23 protein-coding genes are annotated in these 23,874 nt (G+C 58.5%); 11 read left to right on the forward strand and 12 right to left on the reverse strand.

Features of this window, described 5'->3' with window-relative positions; translation table 11 throughout:
* A complete protein-coding gene (gene sdhD / locus L972_RS13590; protein WP_005333558.1) occupies positions 1-345 on the reverse strand; it encodes a succinate dehydrogenase, hydrophobic membrane anchor protein in 345 nt (114 codons plus the stop codon).
* Positions 339-716 (reverse strand): succinate dehydrogenase cytochrome b556 subunit, encoded by a 378-nt coding sequence (sdhC, locus tag L972_RS13595; RefSeq protein WP_021231296.1) that lies wholly within the window; start codon positions 714-716, stop codon positions 339-341. Before sdhC ends, sdhD begins: the two co-directional genes overlap by 7 nt.
* A 442-nt stretch (positions 717-1,158) precedes the next feature.
* On the opposite strand from sdhC, the gene L972_RS13600 reads away from it, so the two are divergent.
* The gene (locus tag L972_RS13600) at positions 1,159-2,445 is read left to right on the forward strand and encodes a citrate synthase (protein ID WP_005333572.1); all 1,287 of its coding nucleotides are present in this window, start codon (positions 1,159-1,161) and stop codon (positions 2,443-2,445) included.
* A gap of 93 nt (positions 2,446-2,538) precedes the next feature.
* Positions 2,539-2,859 (forward strand): DUF4377 domain-containing protein, encoded by a 321-nt coding sequence (locus L972_RS13605; protein WP_047438853.1) that lies wholly within the window; start codon positions 2,539-2,541, stop codon positions 2,857-2,859.
* A gap of 77 nt (positions 2,860-2,936) precedes the next feature.
* On the opposite strand, the gene L972_RS13610 is transcribed toward L972_RS13605, so the two are convergent.
* Positions 2,937-3,377: an acetyltransferase gene (locus tag L972_RS13610; RefSeq protein ID WP_047438855.1), complete on the reverse strand. Its 441-nt coding sequence runs from the start codon at positions 3,375-3,377 to the stop codon at positions 2,937-2,939.
* 57 nt (positions 3,378-3,434) lie between these two features.
* Positions 3,435-4,280 (reverse strand): DUF5718 family protein, encoded by an 846-nt coding sequence (locus L972_RS13615; protein WP_047438856.1) that lies wholly within the window; start codon positions 4,278-4,280, stop codon positions 3,435-3,437.
* A 299-nt stretch (positions 4,281-4,579) separates the two neighbouring features.
* On the opposite strand from L972_RS13615, the gene L972_RS13620 reads away from it, so the two are divergent.
* The 4 genes from L972_RS13620 (at position 4,580) to L972_RS13635 (ending at position 7,578) form a co-directional block, all read left to right on the forward strand.
* Positions 4,580-5,158: a class IV adenylate cyclase gene (locus L972_RS13620; protein WP_047438858.1), complete on the forward strand. Its 579-nt coding sequence runs from the start codon at positions 4,580-4,582 to the stop codon at positions 5,156-5,158.
* Positions 5,155-5,547 (forward strand): NUDIX hydrolase, encoded by a 393-nt coding sequence (locus L972_RS13625; RefSeq protein WP_047438860.1) that lies wholly within the window; start codon positions 5,155-5,157, stop codon positions 5,545-5,547. The genes L972_RS13620 and L972_RS13625 overlap by 4 nt, the downstream gene beginning before the upstream one ends.
* Positions 5,548-5,638: 91 nt before the next feature.
* Positions 5,639-6,145: a GNAT family N-acetyltransferase gene (locus tag L972_RS13630; protein WP_047438861.1), complete on the forward strand. Its 507-nt coding sequence runs from the start codon at positions 5,639-5,641 to the stop codon at positions 6,143-6,145.
* A gap of 314 nt (positions 6,146-6,459) precedes the next feature.
* The gene (locus L972_RS13635) at positions 6,460-7,578 is read left to right on the forward strand and encodes a glycerol dehydrogenase (protein WP_047438863.1); all 1,119 of its coding nucleotides are present in this window, start codon (positions 6,460-6,462) and stop codon (positions 7,576-7,578) included.
* 105 nt (positions 7,579-7,683) lie between these two features.
* Here L972_RS13635 and pdxY read toward each other — a convergent pair whose 3' ends face one another.
* The 3 genes from pdxY to L972_RS13650 all read right to left on the reverse strand — a co-directional run bounded on the left by pdxY (position 7,684) and on the right by L972_RS13650 (position 10,143).
* Positions 7,684-8,547, reverse strand: coding sequence for a pyridoxal kinase PdxY (gene pdxY, locus L972_RS13640; protein ID WP_047438865.1), 864 nt, complete (start codon positions 8,545-8,547; stop codon positions 7,684-7,686).
* 172 nt (positions 8,548-8,719) lie between these two features.
* Positions 8,720-9,496: a DUF429 domain-containing protein gene (locus tag L972_RS13645; RefSeq protein WP_047438866.1), complete on the reverse strand. Its 777-nt coding sequence runs from the start codon at positions 9,494-9,496 to the stop codon at positions 8,720-8,722.
* 83 nt (positions 9,497-9,579) lie between these two features.
* Entirely contained in the window at positions 9,580-10,143 is a 564-nt protein-coding gene (locus tag L972_RS13650; protein WP_005333596.1) for a VC2662 family protein, read from the reverse strand.
* A gap of 260 nt (positions 10,144-10,403) precedes the next feature.
* Here L972_RS13650 and ybcJ point away from each other — a divergent pair, with 260 nt between their 5' ends.
* Positions 10,404-10,637: a ribosome-associated protein YbcJ gene (gene ybcJ / locus L972_RS13655; protein WP_005361116.1), complete on the forward strand. Its 234-nt coding sequence runs from the start codon at positions 10,404-10,406 to the stop codon at positions 10,635-10,637.
* Positions 10,638-10,670: 33 nt separating this feature from the next.
* Here ybcJ and L972_RS13660 read toward each other — a convergent pair whose 3' ends face one another.
* From L972_RS13660 to L972_RS13675, 4 genes are all read right to left on the reverse strand, one after another.
* Positions 10,671-11,144, reverse strand: coding sequence for a DUF4442 domain-containing protein (locus L972_RS13660; RefSeq protein WP_005352552.1), 474 nt, complete (start codon positions 11,142-11,144; stop codon positions 10,671-10,673).
* A 166-nt stretch (positions 11,145-11,310) separates the two neighbouring features.
* Positions 11,311-13,062 carry an ABC transporter transmembrane domain-containing protein gene (locus L972_RS13665; RefSeq protein WP_047438868.1) on the reverse strand — a complete coding sequence of 584 codons (1,752 nt, stop codon included), beginning with the start codon at positions 13,060-13,062 and terminating at the stop codon, positions 11,311-11,313.
* Positions 13,059-14,795, reverse strand: coding sequence for an ABC transporter transmembrane domain-containing protein (locus L972_RS13670; RefSeq protein WP_047438870.1), 1,737 nt, complete (start codon positions 14,793-14,795; stop codon positions 13,059-13,061). The genes L972_RS13665 and L972_RS13670 overlap by 4 nt, the downstream gene beginning before the upstream one ends.
* A 166-nt stretch (positions 14,796-14,961) precedes the next feature.
* Entirely contained in the window at positions 14,962-17,766 is a 2,805-nt protein-coding gene (locus L972_RS13675; RefSeq protein ID WP_047438872.1) for a hybrid sensor histidine kinase/response regulator, read from the reverse strand.
* A 187-nt stretch (positions 17,767-17,953) separates the two neighbouring features.
* On the opposite strand from L972_RS13675, the gene trxC reads away from it, so the two are divergent.
* On the forward strand, positions 17,954-18,388 hold the full coding sequence (trxC, locus tag L972_RS13680) for a thioredoxin TrxC (RefSeq protein WP_047438874.1): 435 nt from the start codon (positions 17,954-17,956) through the stop codon (positions 18,386-18,388).
* A 161-nt stretch (positions 18,389-18,549) separates the two neighbouring features.
* A complete protein-coding gene (locus L972_RS13685) occupies positions 18,550-19,932 on the forward strand; it encodes an SLC13 family permease (protein ID WP_005333606.1) in 1,383 nt (460 codons plus the stop codon).
* Positions 19,933-20,104: 172 nt separating this feature from the next.
* Here the strand turns inward: L972_RS13685 and L972_RS13690 are convergent, their stop codons facing one another.
* Positions 20,105-21,097 carry an IS5 family transposase gene (locus L972_RS13690; protein ID WP_047438876.1) on the reverse strand — a complete coding sequence of 331 codons (993 nt, stop codon included), beginning with the start codon at positions 21,095-21,097 and terminating at the stop codon, positions 20,105-20,107.
* A 232-nt stretch (positions 21,098-21,329) separates the two neighbouring features.
* Here L972_RS13690 and L972_RS13695 point away from each other — a divergent pair, with 232 nt between their 5' ends.
* Entirely contained in the window at positions 21,330-21,779 is a 450-nt protein-coding gene (locus L972_RS13695) for a hypothetical protein (protein ID WP_047438878.1), read from the forward strand.
* Positions 21,780-21,783: 4 nt separating this feature from the next.
* Positions 21,784-23,874 (forward strand): YncE family protein (locus L972_RS13700; protein ID WP_047438880.1); only part of this gene is annotated, 2,091 nt, incomplete at its 3' end.

A 23,874-nucleotide genomic window follows, 5' to 3' on the forward strand; every position in this document is an offset into this window, starting at 1 on the left:
TTACACACCCCACAGCACGACGAAACCCGTCATCAGATAGACAAACAGCACCACGACCAGGGCAAATTGCAGCGCCCCGCGCAGCCCTACCGGCTTGATATAGTCAGTCAGCACCTGCCACAGACCAATCCAGGCGTGGATCAGTACGCAGAGCAGGGTCAACAGGGTGAATACCTTGGTGAATGTTTTGGCGAAGAAGCCTGCCCACACCTCGTAGGTGATGTCGTTGAACGCGACAAAGCCCACCAGATAGAGGACATAACAGGTCATGATGAGGGCGGTGGCGCGGATCAGGATGTAATCGTGAACGCCGCTGCGCCCGAAGGTTGCAGAATTGGTTACCATACAAGCACTCCCGCCAATACAGCCAGGATCGCGGTGATCACGAAGGCCACGCGGGCGCTCTGATTGCCGGATTCCAGCTCTTCCCAATAGCCCATATCCATGACCAGATGACGCAAGCCGCCCACAATGTGGTATGCCAGCGCAGTCAGGATCCCCCACAGCACGAGTTTGACCAGGAAGTTGTCCATGATGGCAACCACGGTTGCAAACCCTTCGGGAGAGGCGAGTGAAGTACCAAGCATCCACAGCAAGATGCCCAGTGCAACAAAGGTAATGACCCCTGAAACACGGTGCAGGATGGATGCAATGGCAGTGACAGGAAAGCTGATCGTCTGTAGGTCGAGGTTGACCGGTCTCTGTTTGTTTTTCACGCTTGCCCACTCAGCTCCATTGAGCACGTTAGTTATTGTTTTAACTCACACTTGAGGGCACGGAATGGTGATTGTTGGTTTTTTGTTACCAAAACACTCTGAAAAAGCCAAAACGCGAGTTTTCGGTTTCACATCAGGCTTTGCCAAAGCGTTTCAAACACCCGCAGCCATGACCCACGTGGCGCAGTATATCGGCGGCCTTAACCGAAGACAATCAATTAGCTACAAAGAAAACACAAAACCGCAAACTCGATCGCATATTTAATTTAACATTTCATTAATGCCATTAATGGGGTTCCAGCAAAATTGACATTGATAAGGAACTCTGTTTCAAATAAGGCGCTCCAGCCACTTCGGTATGGGTAACAACCTTTGCCAGCGTCATAAAAGTCGTAATAGAGTAGGACTGGAACCAAATTATAAAGAGCAAAGGAGACGTGCTATGGCTGATAAGATAGCCACCCTACACCTGCCCGGAAAAGATCCGGTCGAACTGCCGATCCTCTCCGGCACCATCGGCCCGGATGTCATCGATGTCAGAAAATTGGGATCACAGGGGTATTTCACCTTTGACCCCGGTTTTATGGCCACCGGTTCTTGCAAATCTGCCATTACCTACATTGACGGGGATCAGGGTGTCTTGCTGCACCGTGGTTACCCCATCGCCCAGTTGGCCACCCAGGCCACCTATCTGGAAGTCTGCTATATCCTGCTGTACGGCGAAGCGCCGACCAAGGCCCAATATGCCGAATTCGAACGCCTGGTCACTCGCCACACCATGGTGCACGAGCAGATCGCCTTCTTCTTCCGCGGCTTCCGTCGCGACTCCCACCCCATGGCCATCATGTGCGGTGTAGTCAGCGCCCTCTCCGCCTTCTATCACGATGCCCTCGACATCAATAATGAGCAGCATCGCGAGATCTGTGCCTTCCGTCTGCTCTCCAAGATGCCGACTCTGGCCGCCATGTGTTACAAGTACTCCATCGGCCAGCCGTTCATGCAGCCGCGTAACGCCCTCTCCTATGCCGGTAACTTCCTGCACATGATGTTTGGCGTGCCGACCGAAGAGTACAAAGTCAACCCCATCGTTGAACGCGCCATGGATCGTATCTTTACCCTCCATGCGGATCACGAGCAGAACGCCTCAACCTCCACCGTTCGTCTGGCTGGATCCTCCGGTGCCAACCCATTCGCCTGTATCGCCGCGGGGATCGCCTCCCTGTGGGGACCGGCCCACGGTGGTGCCAACGAAGCCTGCCTGCGCATGCTGGAAGAGATCGGCTCGGTGGATCGCATCCCCGAGTACATCGCCAAGGCCAAGGACAAGAATGATCCGTTCCGTCTGATGGGCTTTGGTCACCGCGTCTACAAGAACCACGACCCCCGTGCCACTGTGATGCGCGAAACCTGCCACGAAGTACTGACCGAGCTGCAGATCAAGGATCCGCTGCTGGACGTGGCCATGGAGCTGGAGCGTATTGCGCTCTCCGACCCCTACTTCGTCGAGAAGAAACTCTACCCGAACGTGGACTTCTACTCCGGCATCATCATGAAAGCGATCGGCATCCCGATGAGCATGTTCACCGTGATCTTCGCCATCTCCCGCACCATTGGCTGGATTGCCCACTGGAACGAGTTCCACTCAGACCCGGACAGCAAGATTGGTCGTCCACGCCAGCTCTACGTGGGTCACCCGTTGCGCGAGTTCACTCCGCTCGAGCAGCGCTAACCACTGCGTTGATATGGATTGTTACAAAGGCGGTCATTGACCGCCTTTTTGTTTGCCGCTCTAATGCCCCCTTTCGCGTTGAAGGAGTCCATCATGAAACCACTGTTTATCAGCGCAGCCTTGCTGCTGACCGCCTGCCAGAGCCCCCCCGCCCCGTCACAGGGAGAGACCCTCTATATCAACAGCCAGTTGGTCGATTGCGTCGGAGTTGGCCCGATGCAGTGCATGCAGGTTCGCAGTGATGAGCAGCAGCCCTGGACGCTGTTCTACCAGGATATTGAAGGCTTCCAGTTCGAGCCGGGTTACCGGTATCAGCTCACTGTCAGCAAGGAGCAGCTCACCGATGTGCCGGCCGATGCCCCCTCCCTGCGCTATCAGCTGATCAAGGTGGTGAACAAGGTCGCCAGCAAGTAACAAACACGATCAAAAAACGGGGGATGGCTGATGCCATCCCCCGTTGGTTTATGGGTACTGCGCCTCATCAGGCACGATCAGGTCGGCGCCAGCGCCATATGCAGCAGCGGATAGGGCTTGCCCTGACCATCCAGTGGCGAACGACCCGTCACGGTAAATCCCATCTTCAGATAGAAGCCCACCGCCTGTTCGTTCTGCTCGTTGACGTCAACCTGCGTCGCGCCGCCCTGCGTGATGGCATGAGCCACCAGCCGGCGACCCACGCCACAGCCGCGCGCCTCGGGAGCCACAAACAGCATCTCCAGCTTGCCCTCGTGCACTCCGCTAAAACCCGTAATGTGCCCCTCTTCTGTGCGGGCACTGTGCAGTGTCACCGCATCGAAGTAGTGCTCCAGAATAAGCGGTTTAAGCGCGAGGATCTCGGCCTCGGGCAGAAAGTGGTGGGTCGCCCGCACCGAGGCCTCCCACAGATCGATCAGGGCCGGATAATCGGCCCGGGATACCGGAACAATCGTCATGAAATGACTCGATATGATAACCAGCGGGAAGAGACACCTTCCCGCTGGCAACGGTGATTAGCGCGCCTGCACCGCCTGCAGCAGCACCGACATATCAGCGCCAAAGTTGCGGCTGCGGATCGCTTCGCGAATATCCGCTTCGCTATAACGGCTGCCCGGATAGACCACCACGCAGGAGGTGTCGCCCGGTTTGAGGAAGTGGGTCTCGCCAAACGGGGTATAGCGGGTGGCACCGATACTAATGAGCGCATGGGGAGGATGTCCCGCCTGCGCCAGCAGTCCCTGAATGTGCTCCGCCGGCCCCTCATCCTGCTGATGATTGAACTTGTCGATGGCCCAGTCGAGCAGCTTGCCGTGGAAGTAGCTGTAGTCGATGGCGGCGCTGTCTACCCCGTAAGCGTGCAGCTCGCCATCGCGCTCCAGATAGCAAGCGATGCGATAGTCATCGAGCTCGCAACCGGCGGCAAAACCGGAAAGCGGCAGCAGGTTGGCCGCCAACCCCTTGCTCTCTTCGCCCCAGTTCTTTTTCTCGCTAATCTTCTTGGCGTTGGGACGGCGGATGGAGCAGTCGTTATAGGCACCAAAGGCGCGGGGATGGATCGCCACCACCTGCTTGCCGGCATACTCCAGCTCGCACCAGAGGGCTACTTCCGGCTCGATCTGCACCTTCTCGTCACCACTGACCGCCGCTTCCGGCAGGAAGATCGCCTTGTCGCTCAACGGGAATACCCCGAGCTGACCCGGATGGCCCGGCACGAAAAAGGGAAACAGCGCCTTGGGCGCCGTGGTGTCGCGCACGACTACCGCTACGAAGTCCGACGCTTCACCCGCCTGCTCCAGATGACCGGCGAAATTGCCCGCGACCCCGAGTCCGATAAATTTGCTCTCTGCTGCTATCTGCATCTTGCTCACCTGCATCTTGCCAACGCAAGGTAGCAGGCTCGTCGCCTACTACCGCTAAAGTGGCAAGATTAAACCACAAGGACCCCGCCTTCGCCCAGTCCGGCCCTGTCGTGGTGTGCGCCAGTCCGCTTTTTTAGGGTCGAAAAGTCTGTGGCGAACCAGCCATTGCGCACTCATTCATCTACGCGGTCACCGCGCTGGAAACAGTGCGTTTCCGGCATATCCCCTCTTTCTCCTTGGGACTCAACTTCATCTTTGTTAGGCTGCCTGCCACACAGGCTCACAGAGGGATCTTCTTGATGTCACAGACGCACTTTCAGGGCCGTTTCGAAGTCGAGTTCAAATATCAGCTGACGGATCGCCCCGCCTTCCTCAAGGCACTGCTCGCCCTCAATCCGGAGATCATGCTGGAGGATAATCTGGAGCAGGATCGCTACTTCGACACCCAGGACGATGCCCTTGCCCGAGCTGGCAAAAGTCTGGCTATCCGCACCATGCAGCCCTCCGGCATCCAGCTCTGGATCGTCAAGGGGCCCGAGTCGGATCGCTGCGAGGCGGTCAATATCAATGATGCGGACAAGGCTGCCAACATGCTCCTCACCATGAACTACCGGCAGATACTCGTGATCACCAAAAGGCGCAGCATCTACTTCATTGGCCCGTTTCACGTCACCCTGGATCATCTGGCCGAGATCGGGGATTTTGCCGAGCTCGCCATCATGACCGATGACGAGGCACGCCTGCCTGAATTTCGCCAGCAACTGCTCGCGCTGGCAGATCAGTTGGGACTCTCTCCCGATGCGCAGGAGCCTCGCTCCTACCGCACCCTGCACATGCAGGCAATACACACCACACAACCAGAGGATGCAACTCAATGATCGACAAACTCGCCTGGCTCACCTTTAAAGATCAGCAGCTGCTCTGCGCCCGCTCCCACGGCAAGGACATCTATTACATCCCAGGCGGCAAGCGGGAACCGGGCGAGAGCGACGAGGCGGCACTGATCCGCGAGATTGAAGAGGAGCTGGCTGTCACCCTGCAACCCGATACCCTGCGCTTTGTCTGCGAGTTCAGCGCTCAGGCCGATGGCAAACCGGCAGGAGTCGAGGTGAGACTGCGCTGTTACACCGGCGAAACAAGCGGCACCCCGATCGCCTCGGCAGAAATTGCCGAGCTGCGCTGGCTCGACAGCTCTCACCTCGATGAGCTCTCCCCCGTCTCCCGCTTGCTGTTTACCTGGCTGGTTGAGCAGGGGCTGATCCGCTGACAAGCCGTGCTTGCGGCAAGCATACGTATCCACCTCAAATTCACCAACGGTGGCAATCAGCCACATAACAGCGCAACGACAAGGATGTCAGATGGACATTGTGGAAGTTAAGAGCGCAGCAACCTACCAAAGTGCGCTCATCACCCTGCTGCAAGATTGTGTCGATAGCGGCGCCTCGGTCGGTTTTTTACCACCGCTGACCACGGAGGAATCTGCCCGCTACTGGCAAGGAATTGAAGCGGATCTAGCGGCAGGTCACCGAAAGCTGTGGCTTGCCCTTGAGCAACAACAGCTCGTGGGAGCGATTCAGCTCGCGCTCTGTGGCAAGGCCAACGGTCGCCACCGGGCCGAAGTGGAAAAACTGATGGTACTGCAAACGGCGAGAGGTAAAGGTGTCGGTCGTGCGCTGATGCTGGCAATGGAACAAGGCGCCCATACCGCGGGCCGTTCGCTGCTGGTGCTGGATACTCGCGCCGGTGATGTGGCCTCCCACCTCTATCGTCAACTCGGCTATCTGGAAGCGGGCCAGATCCCGAGCTTTGCACGCAACGTCGATGGCTCCCTTGCTGCGACCGTCATCTTCTACAAACCGCTCTGACCATCCCCTATCCCTTATCCAAATACAGCAGGGCCGCACCAAGCGGCCCTGCTTGTTGCCAGCGTGACTGTTTGTTGCCAGCGTGACTGTTTGTTGCAGCAATATGGCTTGCGACGGATTGCCACGATACGGCCATTGCGCCTGTATTCCTCAACACCGCCAATTGCTCGCCCCAAAATACAACCAAACAAAAAGATTAATTAATGATTAAAACGCCCCCCCTTTTCCTCTTCATCTATTGCCTCATCAGGCGTATCGTGAGAGACCCATTTGATAATCAAATCTATGTTGTTCACTGCCTTGAGGAATAATGGATGCCCACTTTGCCCCGTACAGTTACCTCCCCCAAAAAGTTCATCATCGGTCAACACCTTCTCCCGCAACTCCATGAGCACGTTAAAGATTTTGGTGACTATGCGTTGCTCATCAGCGATGAGTTCATTCTGGAGCGGGTACGGGAAGAAGCTTTGGCGGGGCTCCTGCAGGCAGGCCTCAGGGGAGTGGTCGACAAGTTTCGCTATGAATGCACCGAACAGGAAATCCACCGCCTGACCCACCTTGCAGAGCAATATGGTGCGAACGTGATTGTCGGGATCGGCGGCGGCAAGACGCTGGATGTCGCCAAGGCCGTGGCCTTCTATCTGCGCCGTCCGGTTGTGCTGTTCCCGACGATTGCCTCCACAGATGCCCCCTGCACGGCACTGGCGGTGATCTACAACCAGGCGGGGGAATTTGAACGCTATCTGTTCCTGCCGCAAAATCCGGACGTGGTGCTGGCTGACACGGCCATCATTGCCGCCGCCCCTCCCCGCTTCTTTTCCGCAGGCGTTGGTGATGCCCTGGCCACCTATTTCGAGGCGCGCGCCTGCTATCGGTCGGACGGGCTCAATCTGGTCGGCAAGCGTCCTTCACGCACTGGCCTTGGTCTGGCAAAGCTCTGTTACGAGCTGCTTGGTGAGAACATCGAGCTGGCCATGGATGCGATACGCCACCATGTCTCGACCCCAGCGCTTGAGCAGGTTATCGAGGCCACCATCTACCTCAGCGGGGTCGGCGCAGAAGCCGGTGGGCTGGCCGCCGCTCATGCAATCAACAATGGCATGTCACTGATCGCGGAACTCCATCGTGCCCAACATGGTGAGAAGGTGGTCTTCGGCCTGCTGACCCAACTCGTGCTTGAGCGCGCCCCGCAACATGAGCTTGATGAGGTGTTTCGCATCATCGACTGTGCAGGCCTGCCCATGACACTGCAAGAACTGGGGCTCACCCACTTTGATGAAAGCGAGTGGCGCAAGGTGGCGCAGCTGGCCTGCGATCCCCTCGATACCATGGGCAACATGCCGATGACAGTGAGTGAACAGGATGTCTACGCCGCCATGGTAGCGGCCAATGCCATGGCTGAGCGTTATCGCCTCCGCCATCCCCGCATCTGATTGCTTGCCGCACTAAATAGGCAAACAGTAAAAGGCTTGCCCATTGGCAAGCCTTTTTTATCTGCAGCCCATCGCTTGTCTAGATAGACGAACGCCTGCGCAGTATCAGGGCAGTTTCACCGCTCGCACTGCAACCTCTGGCAGGGCGAAGGCATCTTGCGCGGCGATGAGTTGCAGCTCGTAAGCCTGCTGGCGCCAGGTCTCCTGCAGCACCGCATCCACCGAGGCGTTGGTGCGCTCGAACGCGCTGACCGCATCGTGACCGGCCAGCAAATTGGCCAGCATCAGGGCGCTGATAAGATCGCCCACCCCCACCGGCTGGCGGGCAAAGTCATAGAGCGGACGGGCAATCAGATAATCCCCTTGCGGCGTTGCCAGCAGCATCTCGAAGCGGCTGGAGTCCTGCGCCGCACGACCGAGATGCTTGACCAGCACCAGCTTGACGCCGCGGGCCAGCAGCTGATGGGCAGCCGCGCGGGTCTGATCCAGATCTGCCAGATGGATATCACAGAGGGTCTCCAGCTCCAGCAGGTTGGGGGCCATCATGTCGGCTACCGGCAACGCCTGCTCGGTCAGGAAACGGGTAACGCCGGGAGCGACGATACACCCCTTCTCCGGATGACCCATCACAGGGTCGCAGAAGTAGATGGCATCGGGGTTGGCCGCCTTGACGGCGTTGACCACAGTCAGGATCTCGTCTCCCTGTTCGGCGGAGCCAAGGTAACCGCTCAGCACGGCATCACACTGGCTCAACACCTCGATATTGCCCAATCCTTTCACCAGCGCACTGATATGGCCTGCCGGCATCGCCATCCCCTGCCACCCCTGGGCATATTGGGTGTGGTTGGAAAACTGCACCGTGTTGATGGGCCATACATCCATACCAAGGCGGCGCATGGGGAAGACGGCCGCGCTGTTGCCGGCACAACCAAAGACCACGTGGGACTGAATAGAGAGAACGGATTTCATCGGTAATACCACAGCAAAGGATCAGCAAGGTGGGCAATATATCGGATGAAGATAACGATGCGCCACCTTGGCGCGGGATGAACAGGCAATTTCCTGACTAAAGACAGGTTTTTTGCGCCATTTGGCCCGCGTCCACAGGGTGAGCGGCGCCATGATGCGCCGCGTCCGTCCGTCACATCCCGTTGCGTTCAACAGCATGACGGGCAAAGTGATAGACCCATCCCTCATCACACGGCATGTCACTGGGTGGCGAAATCAGCTCAGGCAATACCGTCACCTTGCAGCCAGCAGCATATTGCAGCGCCATCAGGGCGCAGAGCGCCGCATCATAGCGATCGGTGCCAACCAGCACATCCGCAGGCAGCTGCGCCGCCAGCTCGGGCCGTGCCGGGGATGCCTTGCCGCCGACTTTGGACAGTGCCGGATAGACCTCCAGCACGGCGCGGCTGGCCTTCGGGGCAACGGTCGGCACCAGTTGCAGATCAGAGAGCTGCGGCAGCATGGAGAGCGCCAGAGTGGCGTTGTTGCCGAGCCGGTCGAAGGTGGCCGACAGCGGCTTCTTGCCGTACTGCTGATACAGCCAGCGCTCGCAGTCGCGGTAGGCGTAGGGGTTATCTATCTCACGCTCGGGAGCGGCACAGCTATGTGGCTGGCCATTTAGCAGATCCCGCAAAGCGCGGGGAAAGGCAAGCGGCGCATCGATACCGAGCGCCAGTTGCGGGCAGGCTTCTACCTGCATCAGGGTCAGCTCATTTTGCAGGGCGGGACGCAGCAGAGCGGCCAGATCTGGCGCCACCCGCGAGCTCAGACGAAACAGCGGCGACACCCCGAGCCAGTGCAGGCGGTTGGATTCGGCCTGCCAGCCCACCACGGCCACCGCCTGGGCACTGCCCTGCCAGCCACGCACATCCCAGCCGATCCCGATTGCACTCATTTGCCCTGCCGTCATCAATTACCTCTGTTCGCCTGTCACAAGTTGCAAGAGGCACAGGGTAATCAGCAGAGGCCCTTAACGCAAAGCGAACCGCCTTGTCAGAACGATTTCTGGAAGTTCACTAGCGGCAGAATGGGGAACACGCCGTTGGCGGCATAGTTGGCCAGCCCGATCTGCAAGCCATCGAGATGCTTGGTCGCATTGATAAAGCCAATCTGGAAGGTGGTACGCTCGGCATAATTGACGAAGCCGACGTTGGCCAGCGCATTGCCCTTGGCGATATTGACCGCCCCCCAGTTAAGCCCCTGCACATTGTTGGTCAGGTTGACCAGCCCCAGATTGACGCCGGTATCCTGCCCTTCGTGCCAGTTGATGGCGTTGATAGCGACCCCGCCAAACTGGTGACGCACCCGACCAGCACCGAGGAAAATCCCGAGCTGCAGACCGCTGAACTGATCCACATCGGAGAGGGCGAAGATCGGCAGATCAATGCCCTTCACCTGACCGGTCCGACCGTAGAGCAGCGAGGCGCGCGCCCCTTCCACCTGATGGGACGCGGGCAAATTGACCCCGGGCAGCGAGACCTGCACCGGAGTACTGGCCTGCGCGACACCGCACAGAGTAAGGGCGCTGCATGCCAGCAGCAGGCGGGAGAGTGTCATGGAAAGTTCCTTGGGCCATTGAGAGTGGCCCGATCCTAACAGTCAGGGGAGAGTGTGGGCACACCAGCAGGGACGAGGTGCGTCACGATACGTCACGGTTGGCCCTCTCACCTCTCCATCAGGACTTACGAAAGCGCCACCTCAAGGACAATCGACCACTTTTTCGCAGCGAGTGGCCCCTCTTCCTTTCTTTGCCTGAGCGAACTGCCTAAAATAGTCGCCCTGCTGTATCCGGCATTCATCCATCTAGAGGATTTCCCATGGAGACGTTTCTGCTCGAAGGTCACCCCTTCGTTGCCTTGTGTGACCTTATCAAACATCAGGGGTGGGCCGATTGTGGCGGCGCCGCCAAAGCCCTCGTTGCCGAAGGGCTGGTCGAGGTGGACGGTCAGGTGGAGACCCGCAAGCGCTGCAAGATCGTGGCCGAACAGGTGGTCAACTTCAACGGCATGAAGGTCGTGGTGAAAGAGGGCGTCAGCCCGGAGATTGGCTAAACCCGTTTCGGGGAGCCACTCTCCGGCAACCCGCTAGCTGGCCTTGATCGACAGGGTCAGCACAAAACGCGCCATCGCCTCATCCCCGTTCAATGACGGACAGGTGGCCACCACCCGGATGGGGCGATTGATGCGCTGACCGCTTGCCAGCGACTCGTCGATCATGGCGTCAATCTCCTCCCCCGCTGCGCAGTCGAACTGCACATCCCCCTCCGGTCGTTTCAAAAACTCCCCCTGCACATCCTTGAAGGCGAAGTGCACCTTCTTGCGCCGCTGCCGCCCCTTCTCCATCACCAGCAGACCGCCTACCAGATCGGCGCCGGTCGCCAGCGCACCAAAATACATGCTGCCCAGATGGTTACGGGTACGCCAGCCAAGGGGAATGCGAATGCGCAGCGCCTTGGCGTTCATCTCTTCGATGATCGGGGCACAAAACCCGATGACGGGAATATAGCGCCAGGCAAACAGCCGGAGCGCCAGATTGGCTTTGAAGCGTTGCAAATCCATATGCGAACTGATCCGACGAGTTAATGTAAACAACATGTTGCCTGCATCTGCGCCATTCGACAAGCACAGGGATCACGGTTACGACCTTTTGCCCAACCCAAAAAACAGAGGGAACCGCATCGGTTCCCTCTTTTCGTTCATGTCGCGGTTACAGCAAATGTGCCGATCAGGCGCGTTTCTCTTCCAGCCAGGCCCCCTGACTCTGCATCTCGAACAGCTGGGCATAGTGACCGCCGAGGGCCATCAACTCACCATGGGTACCCCGCTCGTTCACCTGACCACGGGAGAGCAGCAGGATCTCGTCCGCATCGACGATGGTCGAGAGGCGGTGGGCGATGGCGATGGTAGTGCGGCCACGACGGGCAGCAGAGATCGCCTGCGACAGCGCCAGCTCGGTCTGGGAGTCTACGCTGGCCGTCGCTTCATCCAGAATGAGGATGCGCGGATCCCCCACCAGTGCACGGGCAAAGGAGAGCAGTTGCCGCTGACCGGCGGAGAGGTTCTTGCCACCCTCCTCCATCAGGGTGTTGATCCCCTGTGGCAGGCTGCGCACAAAGTCGGCCAGCTGCACCTCGCTCAGCGCCTGCCAGAGCCGCGCGTCATCTATGCCGGCGCGGCCGAGACGCAGGTTCTCCGCCAGGGTGCCGACGAAGATAAAAGGATCCTGCTGCACCAGCCCGATGCTGCGGCGCACCGCCGCCAGCGACAGGGTATCCAGTGCGTGATCATCGAAGCGGATCTGCCCCTGATCCAGCGGATAGAAGCCCATCAGCAAGCTGATGATGGTGGACTTGCCGCTGCCGGTATGGCCCACCAGCGCCAGCATCTGGCCCGGTTTTGCGGCAAAGCTGACCTCCCGCAGCACCTGCTGCTCACCATCGTAGGAGAAGCTCACCCGCTCGAAACTGACCCGCCCTTCCAGCGGGCGCAGCTCGCCCTCGGTGCTCTCGCGGGTTTCATCGAGCAGAGCAAAGACCCGCTCCCCCGCCACCATCGCCTGCTGCAACTGGTTAAGCTGGTTGGTCATCTCGATGAGCGGCTCGATCATCCGGCCCAGATAGCTGATAAAGGCGTAGAGCACCCCTACCTGAATAGCACCCGCGTGGCTCCCCCCCTCATGGGCAAACAGCGCCAACAAGCCGATCAGCACCATCATGTAGAAGAGATCGATGAGCGGACGCAGCAAAATGCCGTTGATCTTGAGGCTCTTGATCCGTGCCGACCAGTGTTGCTGGTTCACCTCGGCAAAGGCGTTGGCAAAGTGGCGCTCCTGCACCATAGCCTGAATAACCGGCATCCCCTGCAGCGACTCGTTGAGGCGGCTGTTGATGTCGGAGAGCAGACTGCGGGTCGCTCGCACCACCGGCACGCTCAGTTTCTGGTAGAGCCACATCACCCCCCCCACTGCGGGCAGCAACAGGGAGCAGACCAGCATCAGCCGCAGATCCAGCAGCGCCATGGAGATGAGGATGCCGCACAACAGCACCACCTTTTGCACCAGCAAGCCGATCACCTGCACATAGAGGTTCATGATCGCCTCGGTGTCGTTGGTGATGCGGGAAATCAGCGAGCCGGAGCGATGCTTGTCAAAGTAGCGGGCCGGCAAACGGATGGCGGTAGCAAATACCTGCTCGCGCAAAGTTTGCACCACCGCCTGAGCAATGCGATTGAAGCGCAGGGATTGCAAATAGAAGCCCGCCGCCGACAGCACCTGCAAACCCAGATAGCCCGCTGCAATCAGGGCTATGGTGGGCAGCACGATATTGCGTGGCGCCAGATAGTCATCGATAAAAAGCTTGATCAGCAGCGGTCCGGCCACTTCGGCGCCGGTGGCAAGCAGCAAACAGATCCCCGCCTGGATCAGCCAGCGAGGATACTGGGCGCAGTAGGCGAGCAGTCGTTTAATGGTCGGATTCACAGGCTCTCCTCCACCGCTTCTTCGAGACGCTGGTAACGCACCATATCTGCATACCAGCCATTGTGCGCCATCAGGGCACCGTGATGACCCCGCTCGCTAACGGTCCCCTGCTCCAGCACCAGGATCTCGTCGGCCTGCTCCACCGCCGTCATGCGATGGCTGACCAGGATCAGGGTGCGACGATGGGCTTTGAGAGCGTGCAGAATTTGCTGCTCGGTGTGGGCATCCACCGCCGAGAGCGCATCATCGAGCACCAGAATGGGCGCCTCCAGCAGCAGGGCGCGGGCAATGGCCAGCCGCTGTTTCTGGCCACCGGAGAGGGTCACCCCTTTCTCCCCCACCTCGGTCTCATAGCCCTTGGGGAAACGCACAATATCATCGTGGACACAGGCAATGCGCGCCACCCGTTCGACCTCCTCGCGGGTCGCATCGGGTTTGCCCAGGGCGATATTGGCGGCGATAGTGGTGGAAAACAGGAATGGCTCCTGCGGCACATAGGCAAACTGGCTGCGCAGTGTGGCGAGCGGCAGCTGGTCAATCGGAACGCCACCCATGACAATCGAACCGTGAGTCGGATTGGCAAGGCGCATCAACAGCTTGAGCAGGGAGCTCTTGCCTGCCCCGGTGCGCCCCACCACCCCGAGCATCCCCTCTTGCTTGAGGGTAACGTCGATATCCGCAAGCAGGGTGCGCTGCTCAAGTTGATAGCTCACCCCTTTGATCTGCAAAGGAAAGGCAGAGGTAAACGCGGCAGGCTGGGCGGGCTCTTCGATATCGCTACGCTCCCCCAGCAGGCTTTCGATACGGGAGTAGGCGGCGCTGCCCCGCTCGATGATGTTGAACAGCCAGGCGATGGCAAACATCGGCCAGATCAGCTGGCCGAGGTACATGGTGAAGCTGGTGAGCTCACCCAGGGTCAACTCATCGCGCAGCACCAGCACACTGCCCCCCGCCACCGCGAGGAAGTAGGAGCAACCGATACAGAGATAGATGACCGGATCGAATTTGGCATCGATGCGGGCCACCGCCATATTGCGCTCCCCCGCCTGTTTGGTCAGCTCGGCAAAGCCTTCATCTTCCAGCGATTCAACCGCATAGGATTTCAACACCCGCACGCCGGAAAGGGCCTCCTGGGTCTTGTTGTTGAGCCTGGAGAAGGCCCCTTGCGCCGCCTTGAACTGGGTGTAGATCTGGGTGCCGAAGCGGTTCATGAAATAGGCCATCACCGGCAGCGGCAGCAAGGAGACCAGCGTCAACTGCCAGGAGTACTGGCTGCACATGATGGAGAGCACCAATACCCCGACCATGATGGAGTCCACCAGAGTCAGCACCCCTTCGCCAGCGGTCATCTCCACAGCCTGAATGTCATTGGTGGCATGGGCCATCAAATCGCCAGTACGGTGGCGCTGATAAAAATCGGGGCTCATCCGGGTGAAATGGCTGAAAAGGCGATTGCGCAATACATAGGCCAGACGGTAAGAGGCACCAAACAGCATCACCCGCCAGACGTAGCGCAGCAGATAAATCAGCACACCCAGACCAAACAGCCCCGCCAGATAGCGCATCAGGGTACCATTGTCGAGACCGCCCTTGGTGATGCCATCCACCACCCAGCCCACCACTTTGGGCGGAATAACGGTCAACAGGGCCACCATCAGCAGCAGGGAGATGGCAGCCAGATAACGGGGCCACTGCTCCTTGAAAAACCAGCTCAATCGTAGAAATACGCTCACACCACCAACCTTTAGCGCTCTCTGCCCGTGACCGCTCCAAGGAGCGGCCATCAGAGAAGCCACGCAGAAATAGAAGAATGAAAACAATCGCCTCCGGCTGGAGGCGATTCGAACGAAAGCTCATCATATCCCGAACCGGGATGGTTGAGAATAATTACTATTTAATTCACTGTGACATGCGATCATCACCTGATGAATAGGGATTATACGAATTTTCATGCTGCTCACCGGTCAACAGGAAGTGTGACACCTCTTCCCGGGTCTGGCTGAACACCTGTTGCAACTGCTCCAGATCCGTCTCGCTTAGCACCTCGTTTTGCCGCAAGCGCCACTCCAGCTCGCCAGCCACCAATTGCAGACGGGCCGCCGAGATATTGGCCGACACCCCCTTGAGGGTGTGCAGCAGCTTGCTGGCCACCTCGGGCTGCTGACGGCGCAGGGCAGAGCGGATCTCCCACAGGTCGTCCTTGTGTTCCGACATGAACAGCTTGAACAGGATCTGCAACGCCTCCTTGTCCTGCTCCAGCCGCTTGAGGGCATCCTGCAGATCGAGGATCCCGATCATGTCCGGCGGTTTAACCTCCATGATCCCCGCCTGCTCTACCCCTTGCGGCTTTACCCACTGCAGCAGGTTGTTGTAGAGATCCAGCTTGCTCACCGGCTTGGTGACATAGCCATTCATCCCCACCCCCAGGCAACGCTCCTTGTCACCGGGCATGGCGCTGGCGGTGAGGGCAATGATGGGCACATCGTGTTTGTCGACCATCTTGCGGATCTGGCGGGTGGCATCGAGTCCGTCCAGCACCGGCATCTGCAAATCCATCAGGATCACGTCAAAAGGCTGCTCGGCGACCCGCTCCACCGCCTCCCGACCATTGCTGACCACACACACCACCGCATCGACGCGCCGCAGATACTCAATGATGAGCTGCTGATTGACCCGGTTGTCTTCCGCCAACAGCACTCGGGTACCCTGCAACAGGGATTTGAAGTGTTGCTGATCCCCCTGTGCCTCGGCCTTGCGTAGGTTGAGCTCGTAAGAGCTGCCGTTGAGCAGTTCGTCCACCTTGGCCAGCAGGGCATTTTCGGTCATCGGTTTGGGCAGAAAATGAGTCAGCCCCATGCTATCCATCCGGGCGTGCAGCCCCTCTCTGGCCCAGGCACTGATCATCAGGATGGGGATACGCCGCCACTGGCTGTGCTGATACATCTCCAGCGCCAGATCGAGCCCATCCTCCTGACCCATGCGCCAGTCGAGGATCGCCAACCGCAGATTCGGTCCCTCTTCACGGAGCAGCTGACGGGCGCGGGAAAGGGAGTTAACCGGCAGCACTCGCACTCCCGCCCGAGTCAGAATGTCCCGGGCCAGATCCAGCACCAGTTCGTTGTCATCCATCACCATCACCAGCGGCTGGTTCTCGAAGAAGACTTTCCGTCCAGCCACGCCGTAGACCGCCTGCGCCATCGGAATATCGAACTTGAACAGAGAGCCGACGCCAGGCTTGCTCTCTACGGTGATCCGCCCCCCCATCAGCTCCACCAGCCGCTGGGAGATGTTGAGCCCAAGACCCGAGCCGCCATATTTTCGGGTATTACCCGCCTCCAGCTGGGTAAACGCCTGAAACAGTTGGGTCTGCTTCTCTTCGGCAATGCCGATGCCGGTATCGCGCACACTGAAGCTGATCCGCATTGGGTGAGGATTGGCCAGCTCGATGCAGACTTCGACTTCACCGCGTTCGGTAAACTTGATGGCGTTGTTCACCAGATTGACCAGCACTTGTCCCAATCGCAAGGGATCCCCACGCAAGAAGACCGGCACCTCCGGTGACTTGCGAATAACCACTTCCACGTGTTTGCGCTCCGCCAGATCGGCAAACATGCCCGCCAGCGAATCAAGCTGCTCGCTGAGATCGAAGTCGATCTCCTCCAACGTCAGCTTGCCTGACTCCACCTTGGTCAAATCAAGGATGTCGTTGATCAGCAGCAGCAGGGTATCGGATGAGGATTTGATCTTGCCCAAATAGTCCCGCTGTTGTTGATCCAGTTCAGTCTGCAGTGCCAGCGAGCTAAAACCTATGATGGCATTCATGGGGGTGCGGATCTCGTGGCTCATGTTGGCCAGAAAATCGCTTTTGGCCTGGGCCAGCAAGCCGGTCTGGCGCGACAACTCGCTCAGCTTCTGATTGCGGCGCCACAGGGTGAAGGCCACCAGCGCAAAGCAGATCAAAGCCCCGCACAGCACCATCAGATAGAAGCGGTTCATCAAAGAGGAGGCGCGCTCCAGCTTGTCGAGTTTCCAGCGCACCAGACTCTCGATCACATGCATGTCGATGAGCTGGTAACGCAAGGTGTGATAGGCAATCACCTGCTGGCTCATCTCCTTGCTCAGGCGGATCAGGGTAGCGATCTCCGGCAAGTTGCCATAACGGGATTGCAACTGCTGTTGCAGCTGGTCCAGCGTAGTCTGTTCACGTTTGTCCCAACTGCGCTGCAGATAATTGCTCAGTTGCGCCAGCTCCTCCAGGTCGCGATGAAGCGCACTGTCTGACGGGCTTATCCCCCGCACCTTTTTAATCTGGGCCTGCAGGGGCGCATTGAGGTACTCGATAGCCATCTCAATGGCATGAAGCCTGGCCAGCGCCATCAGATAGGTGTCCATGTCATCAAGCAGAGCCTGGGAAAGGTCGTCTTGCACCAGCTCGGGATCGCTTCTGACTTCCCGTACAAAACCGTCAAGGGTGATGGATAACTGGTTCAGTCGCTGCTGGACATTGCTGTCATTGGCCTGCTCCCGCCCAAGCAGATAGACGGTATCGGCGTTAATCCGGTTCAGCACCACCTCGGCCGCGTCGTTCAGGTCGTGGGCCTGTTGCTGCTGACTGAGCGACTGCCAGCAGTAGCCCGAAAAGGCGAGCAGCAAGGCAACGATCAGCCCTGGCACAGCACGGTTTTTCCGTGATCCTTTATTCATCCCGTCTCGACTCTCATCTGGTGGTCGCTGAATTATCCGGTTAGGCAATGAACCCTGGGGGAATTATCCACTCCCGCTGGGCACTGTGTTACCGTTATTGCTCTGATATTTCGCTATTGTTTCGCGATTGCTTCATTCTGGCTTCTCATCATATCCCCGGCCAGAGCTGATTTAGAAGGAACCAATTATGTCATTTATCACTACTTATTGTAGCCACTGCTTTACCAGGAACCGCCTGCCCGTTACCCATATCGATACATCTGCCAAATGCGGGCGCTGCAAAGCCCTCCTGTTCAGCCAGACCCCTTGCCTCGGGAAGGCGGATAACTTCGATACCCTGATCAACTCAGATATCCCGGTCGTGGTCGATTTCTGGGCCAGCTGGTGCGGCCCCTGCCAGCAGTTTGCTCCGGTATTTCATGAGGTTGCCCATGAACTCGAACCACGGATGCGCTTTGTCAAAGTCGATACCGAGCAACAGAGCACCATTGCCGCCCGTTACGCCATTCGCAGCATCCCCACCCTGATGGTCTTCAAACAGGGCAAACTGGTGAACCAGATAAATGGCTCCTTGCCCAAGAGCATGTTCAAGCAATGGCTGGAACAGTTCATGGATGTTTGATTTATATTTCGCACATGTTTTATTTATGTGTTCATTTCCTCATTTTTATCAATGAGTATGTGAGTAGAGGCTGATTTTCAACATGTGAGTCTGTTTCAAACAAGTGAATGGATGTAATCTCGGCAACACAAAAACAACCATAAATTAACCGAGAGAACATTATGCACACATCAGCTGTACCCTCTGCTCCATCTCGCTGGCTGGACATCAAATCAGGGATCGTCATCCTGGATGTTTTGCTACTTTGTGCCATGCTCGCCTGGCTCCCGTTTGACCCCATGGTCAACAAGGGGCTGGGCATTCTGGTCTTTATCGCCATCCTCTGGCTGACCGAAGCACTGCACGTCACCATCACCGCGCTGCTGGTACCCCTGCTGGCTACCGTGCTCGGGGTGTTTGATATGAGCAAATCCCTCACCGATTTTGCCAACCCGATCCTGTTCCTCTTTTTTGGCGGTTTCGCCCTCGCGGCAGCCCTCTCAAAACAGGGACTGGATACCCTGATGGCAGGCAAGGTGATGCACCTGGCCAATGGTCATCTGGGTTGGGGCGTCATCCTGCTTTTTACCATCACAGCCGCCATGTCGATGTGGATCAGCAACACCGCTACCACCGCCATGATGCTGCCACTGGCGATCGGTATGCTGGCACGCCTCGATAGCAAAAAAGAGCGCGCCACCTTCGTCTTCGTATTGCTGGGGATCGCCTACAGCGCCAGTATCGGCGGCATCGGTACCCTGGTGGGTAGCCCACCCAACGCCATCGCAGCCGCCCAGATGGGGATTGGCTTCACTGACTGGATGAAATTCGGTGTTCCAGTAGTGCTGATCCTGATGCCCTGCGGCATTGCCCTGCTCTATCTGGTCACCCGCCCGCGTCTCAGCCACCGCGTCGAGATCCAGGATGTCACCATCAACTGGACCCGCGAGCGTAAAGTGACGCTGGCAATCTTCCTGACCACCGTTGTGCTCTGGATCGGCTCACAACCCATCTCCAACGCCTTTGGCGGTATTCCGCAACTCGACACCCTGATTGCCATGGGCGCCATCGTGGCCATCGTGGTCAGCCGTGTCGCCAGCTGGGATGACGTCAACCAGAACACCGACTGGGGCGTGCTGATGCTGTTTGGCGGCGGTCTGACCCTGAGCGCCATTCTCAAGGCCACCGGTACCAGCGCATTCCTGGCCAGCCATCTGTCGGCCGTGCTCTCCAACGCCAACATTTTTGTCGTGTTGCTTATGCTGGCCGCCTTCGTGGTATTCCTGACCGAACTGGTCTCCAACACCGCCACCGCCGCACTGTTGGTTCCCCTGTTTGCCGGTGTCGCCGAGGCGCTGGGTGTATCACCTGTGGTGATGTCAGTGTTGATCGCTATCGGTGCCTCCTGTGCCTTTATGCTGCCGGTCGCCACGCCGCCCAATGCCATCGTCTTTGCCAGTGGCCACATCCGCCAGAGGGAGATGATGAAAGCCGGTATGGCTCTGAACGTGGTCTTTACCGTGTTGCTCGCCCTGCTGGCCTACTTCGTTGGCGATATCCTCTGATCCAGCTCCCCCCCAATAAATAAAAGGCTATGTCCTAAGGAAGGTGCGAACAAGCGGTTCGCACCTTCACCACGAACTCCTTGTCCGCATTTGAAATGATCATCACTTCAAAACCTGACTTTTTGCCGCAAGTATTCGGCTATTAAGCGCCATTTAGCCTCATTTTCGAGGCTTATCTCGATTTTTGGGCACAGCTATACCATGCCCGTATCATCTGGTCCACGCGAAACAGATTCGCCAGCGTAAACAACATCGCCAGTTGGTTGTCGTTCTTGCGCAGCCCCTTGAACCGCACCTTCACAAAGCCAAACTGACGTTTAATGATCCGAAACGGGTGCTCCACCTTGGCGCGGATGCTGGATTTGAGCCTCTCAAAGGCAATCACAGCCTTGTTTTTGCGCGGATGCTTTTTGAGCTCCTTGAGCCTGCCAGGTCGCATCGCAATCGCCCATTGTGCCTTTACATCCGCCAGCTCTTCACGATTTTCCGCACCCTGATATCCTGCGTCAGCGAACACAAATGCCTCCTCGCCATGGAGCAGATTTCCCACTTGATTGAGGTCGTGCTCATTGGCTGCCGTGGTCTCCAGAGTGTGCGTCAGGCCGCTCTTGGCATCGACACCGATATGAGCCTTCATGCCGAAGTACCATTGATTGCCTTTCTTGGTCTGGTGCATCTCGCCGTCACGCTCGCCACGCTTGTTCTTGGTTGAGCAAGGGGCCTCAATGAGAGTAGCATCGACCAACGTGCCTTGCTTCATCATGATGCCGGCGTCAGAAAGCCACAGGTTGACGGCGTCGAAGAGCTGCCGGGCCAGCTGGTGCCACTCCAGCAGATGGCGGAAATTCATGATGGTGGTGCGGTCGGGGATGGCCTGGTCCAGTGAGAGCTTGGCAAACAGACGTATTGAAGTAATCTCGTAGAGCGCATCCTCCATGGCGCCATCGCTAAGGCTATACCACTGTTGCATACAGTGAATGCGCAGCATGGTATCGAGTGGGTAGGGACGACGGCCATTACCTGCCTTGGGATAGACGGGCTCGATGACCTCCAGCATCATTGCCCATGGGAGCAACGCCTCCATACGAGCCAGGAATAACTCCTTACGGGTTTTGCGGCGTTTGCCATTGAACTCGCTATCCGCGAAGGTGAGCTGATGATTCATGCTGAACCTCATTGCAGGCGCCAAGTGGCGCCCACGATCTCACATCAGGGATTTGTTCGCACCTTCCCTATGCAGTGACCGAACGGATGGCGGAGCATAAATAGTCGAGCCGGATCACTGTGCTTGTTCAGCCTTGATTCACCAGCAATACAATTGATAACACTTTTCATTATTTTTACTGCGTTATAAACTTGCTCCCCCCGGGCTGCCCCGCCCGGGTGCTGGAGCCTTTATGACAAGCCTTTCTATCTCACCCCGACAATTCTGGCAGTGGCTGGCCTACCACCATCAGGCTGCCGAGGGCACCCTCTATCTGATGTTCTTCTCCGGTCTGCTGCTGTGGGAACCGCTGACCCCGCTCTGGTCGCTGGCTCGCTGGAATCTGTTTTTCCATGTGATGCTCTCGCTCACCCTGTTCCCGCTGCTATTTGGCGCCTTCTGGCTCTCCCATCGCAGCTTGTTGAACCGCAGCAACAAACCCTTTTTACGCACCACGGGGCGGATTATTGAAGCCCTGCTGCTGATCTGTCTGGCCAGCGGCCTGCTGCTGGTGCTGCACGGCACTCCGGGCGATGCCATGGGCAACCTCGCCAGCTGGGCCCACTGGCTGAGCGCGTTGGCGTTAACTCCTCTGGTGCTGCGCCACGCCTGGCGCTGGACCATCTTGAAATGGCGCTCCTGATCCCATGTTGAAGTCATCGTTCTCTGCATATTTGTCACCCCTGTTGACACTCGTCCTGCTGCTGGCCAGCCCCTTCGCGTTTGCCCAGCAAATGAGTTCAGGGATGCTCGCCTATGAGGAGGGAAGCGCCCCGCGCCTCGTCACCGCCAACCTGAGCGCTGGCTCGGTCACCCTGCTGGAGCGCGATAGCGGCAAGCGCCTAAAAGAGGTGCCGCTGGGGGGCGATCTGCGCCAGCTGGCCCGCGCCGATGACGCTACCCTGCTGGTCACCGACTACAGCGGCGATCGCCTGCTGCTGCTGGATGATGATCTCACCCTGGAAAAGACGATCCCCACCGGCCACCGCCCCTACGGGGTCATCTTCGATGCCAAGCGGCAGTGGTTCTGGGTCACGCTGTTCGAATCAGCTCGCCTGCAGGCCTACGACACAGCGGGCAAGCTGCAACTGGAAGTGGCCACTGCCGAGACACCCCGCGGGCTGGCCTTGACCGACGACGATCGCCTGCTGCTCACCCACGCCATGACCGGCCAGCTCGCCATCTATGATCTCGCCAAGCTTGGCCACGGCGCCAAAGGATCTTCGCTTCCCAAGCCCAAGCTCATTACCCTGGCCGAGACCCATAGCGACACGCCGAGCGACTCTCAGGGATTGCCGCGCCTGCTCGATGGCATCGCCCTCTCCCCCGATGGCAGCGAGGCCTGGTTGCCTCATGTGCTGTGGAGCTTCGATCACCCCTTCCAGTTTCAAAGCACCGTCTTTCCGGCCGTCTCCATCATCGATCTCGATGAGGAGAAAGAGCGGGTCGATGAAAGAAAACAGCTCTTTTTGCAGATCAACCTGCCAAGCGTCGGCAACCGCAGCCAGATCGTCTCCAACCCGTTCGCTGCACGCTTCGCCGCCGACGGCAAGCGGGTCTACCTGACCCTGGCGGGCTCGGAAGATCTGCTGGTGTTTGATCTCTCCCGCAGCGGCAAGTCCAACAACAACCGCCACCGCCGCAAGAAGTTTCAGGGGGGCGCCAAGGCGACCCAGCTATTGCGTCACCTGCCGGGCCAGAATCCGCGGGACTTGCTGATCGACGGTGACCATATTCTGGTGCACAACGCCATGGGGCAGGATCTTACCCGCCTCAATAGTGGCGGCAGCGGCCCGTTTGCCCGAGTAACGGTTGATGTGCCCCACTTCGCCAAGCTGGTAGAGACGGATCCGCGCCCCGAGCCGCTTCAGCGCGGCGAGCGGCTGTTCCATCTTGGTAACACAGCGTCCAACTCACGCTTCCCCATGGCGGGGGACAACTGGATGAGCTGCAACTCCTGCCATCTGGACGGGTTCAACTTCACCAACCGCTATCTGATGGCGGCCCATCGCCAGAAGAGTGGCGACAACGCCATCAACGGCCACGCCAACCTCACCAACATGGTGGCGGGGGATTTTGTCGGCGAATACCTGCGCATGACCCAGCAGACCCAGGGTGGCATGGGGCACGACACCCGCGATGGGGCCGAAGCGGTTGACCCCGCCAAGCCTCAGCCCGAGGTGAAGGCGATGATGGAGGACTTACACGCCTTCGTCACCGCCGATGGCAACCTCCCCTATCTCGCCAACTGGCTGCGGCTCGATGCCCCGCGCACCGATCCCGCCAAGGCGCCGACGACTCACCCGAAGGAGTGGCTCAACTCCGCCTCCTGCCAGAACTGCCACCAACAGGCCTTCAAAGATTGGAGCGAGAGCAACCACCGGCTGATGGGCAACTCCCATCCCTACTACAAGGTGGTGCAGGCGCTGGCCCGCGAAACCGAAGGGGAAGCGTTTGGCCAATGGTGTCAGGGCTGCCACATGCCCCAGCAGGTGATGACAGGCCAGCTGGATCTGCCCAAGGGCTCCCACATGTTCGAGCAGGGCGGCGCCTCGCTGATTGCCGCCCACAAGGCGGGCGAACCTGTGGTTGAGGAAGGGACCGGCTGCGTGCTCTGCCATCGCATCACCAAGGTAGAAGACGCGGGCGGCAACAGCGCCTTTACCGTGAATTTGAAAGACCGCGAGAGCTATGTGTTCGAGGATGCCGCGGGCGGCAGCCTCCAGCACTGGCTGGCC

This window comes from Aeromonas sp. ZOR0001 (genome assembly GCF_000801015.1).
GTDB lineage: Bacteria > Pseudomonadota > Gammaproteobacteria > Enterobacterales > Aeromonadaceae > Aeromonas > Aeromonas veronii.

Excerpts from the sequence above, each read along its gene's own strand:
- L972_RS13605 (WP_047438853.1), top strand. The coding sequence starts at position 2,539 with ATGAAACCACTGTTTATCAGCGCAGCCTTGCTGCTGACCGCCTGCCAG.
- L972_RS13675 (WP_047438872.1), bottom strand. The coding sequence starts at position 17,766 with ATGAATAAAGGATCACGGAAAAACCGTGCTGTGCCAGGGCTGATCGTT.
- pdxY (WP_047438865.1), bottom strand. The coding sequence starts at position 8,547 with ATGAAATCCGTTCTCTCTATTCAGTCCCACGTGGTCTTTGGTTGTGCC.
- L972_RS13650 (WP_005333596.1), bottom strand. The coding sequence starts at position 10,143 with ATGACACTCTCCCGCCTGCTGCTGGCATGCAGCGCCCTTACTCTGTGC.
- trxC (WP_047438874.1), top strand. The coding sequence starts at position 17,954 with ATGTCATTTATCACTACTTATTGTAGCCACTGCTTTACCAGGAACCGC.
- L972_RS13610 (WP_047438855.1), bottom strand. The coding sequence starts at position 3,377 with ATGACGATTGTTCCGGTATCCCGGGCCGATTATCCGGCCCTGATCGAT.
- L972_RS13685 (WP_005333606.1), top strand. The coding sequence starts at position 18,550 with ATGCACACATCAGCTGTACCCTCTGCTCCATCTCGCTGGCTGGACATC.
- L972_RS13620 (WP_047438858.1), top strand. The coding sequence starts at position 4,580 with ATGTCACAGACGCACTTTCAGGGCCGTTTCGAAGTCGAGTTCAAATAT.
- L972_RS13625 (WP_047438860.1), top strand. The coding sequence starts at position 5,155 with ATGATCGACAAACTCGCCTGGCTCACCTTTAAAGATCAGCAGCTGCTC.
- L972_RS13630 (WP_047438861.1), top strand. The coding sequence starts at position 5,639 with ATGGACATTGTGGAAGTTAAGAGCGCAGCAACCTACCAAAGTGCGCTC.
- sdhD (WP_005333558.1), bottom strand. The coding sequence starts at position 345 with ATGGTAACCAATTCTGCAACCTTCGGGCGCAGCGGCGTTCACGATTAC.
- L972_RS13600 (WP_005333572.1), top strand. The coding sequence starts at position 1,159 with ATGGCTGATAAGATAGCCACCCTACACCTGCCCGGAAAAGATCCGGTC.
- L972_RS13695 (WP_047438878.1), top strand. The coding sequence starts at position 21,330 with ATGACAAGCCTTTCTATCTCACCCCGACAATTCTGGCAGTGGCTGGCC.
- L972_RS13645 (WP_047438866.1), bottom strand. The coding sequence starts at position 9,496 with ATGACGGCAGGGCAAATGAGTGCAATCGGGATCGGCTGGGATGTGCGT.
- L972_RS13660 (WP_005352552.1), bottom strand. The coding sequence starts at position 11,144 with ATGGATTTGCAACGCTTCAAAGCCAATCTGGCGCTCCGGCTGTTTGCC.
- ybcJ (WP_005361116.1), top strand. The coding sequence starts at position 10,404 with ATGGAGACGTTTCTGCTCGAAGGTCACCCCTTCGTTGCCTTGTGTGAC.
- L972_RS13635 (WP_047438863.1), top strand. The coding sequence starts at position 6,460 with ATGCCCACTTTGCCCCGTACAGTTACCTCCCCCAAAAAGTTCATCATC.
- L972_RS13615 (WP_047438856.1), bottom strand. The coding sequence starts at position 4,280 with ATGCAGATAGCAGCAGAGAGCAAATTTATCGGACTCGGGGTCGCGGGC.
- L972_RS13690 (WP_047438876.1), bottom strand. The coding sequence starts at position 21,097 with ATGAATCATCAGCTCACCTTCGCGGATAGCGAGTTCAATGGCAAACGC.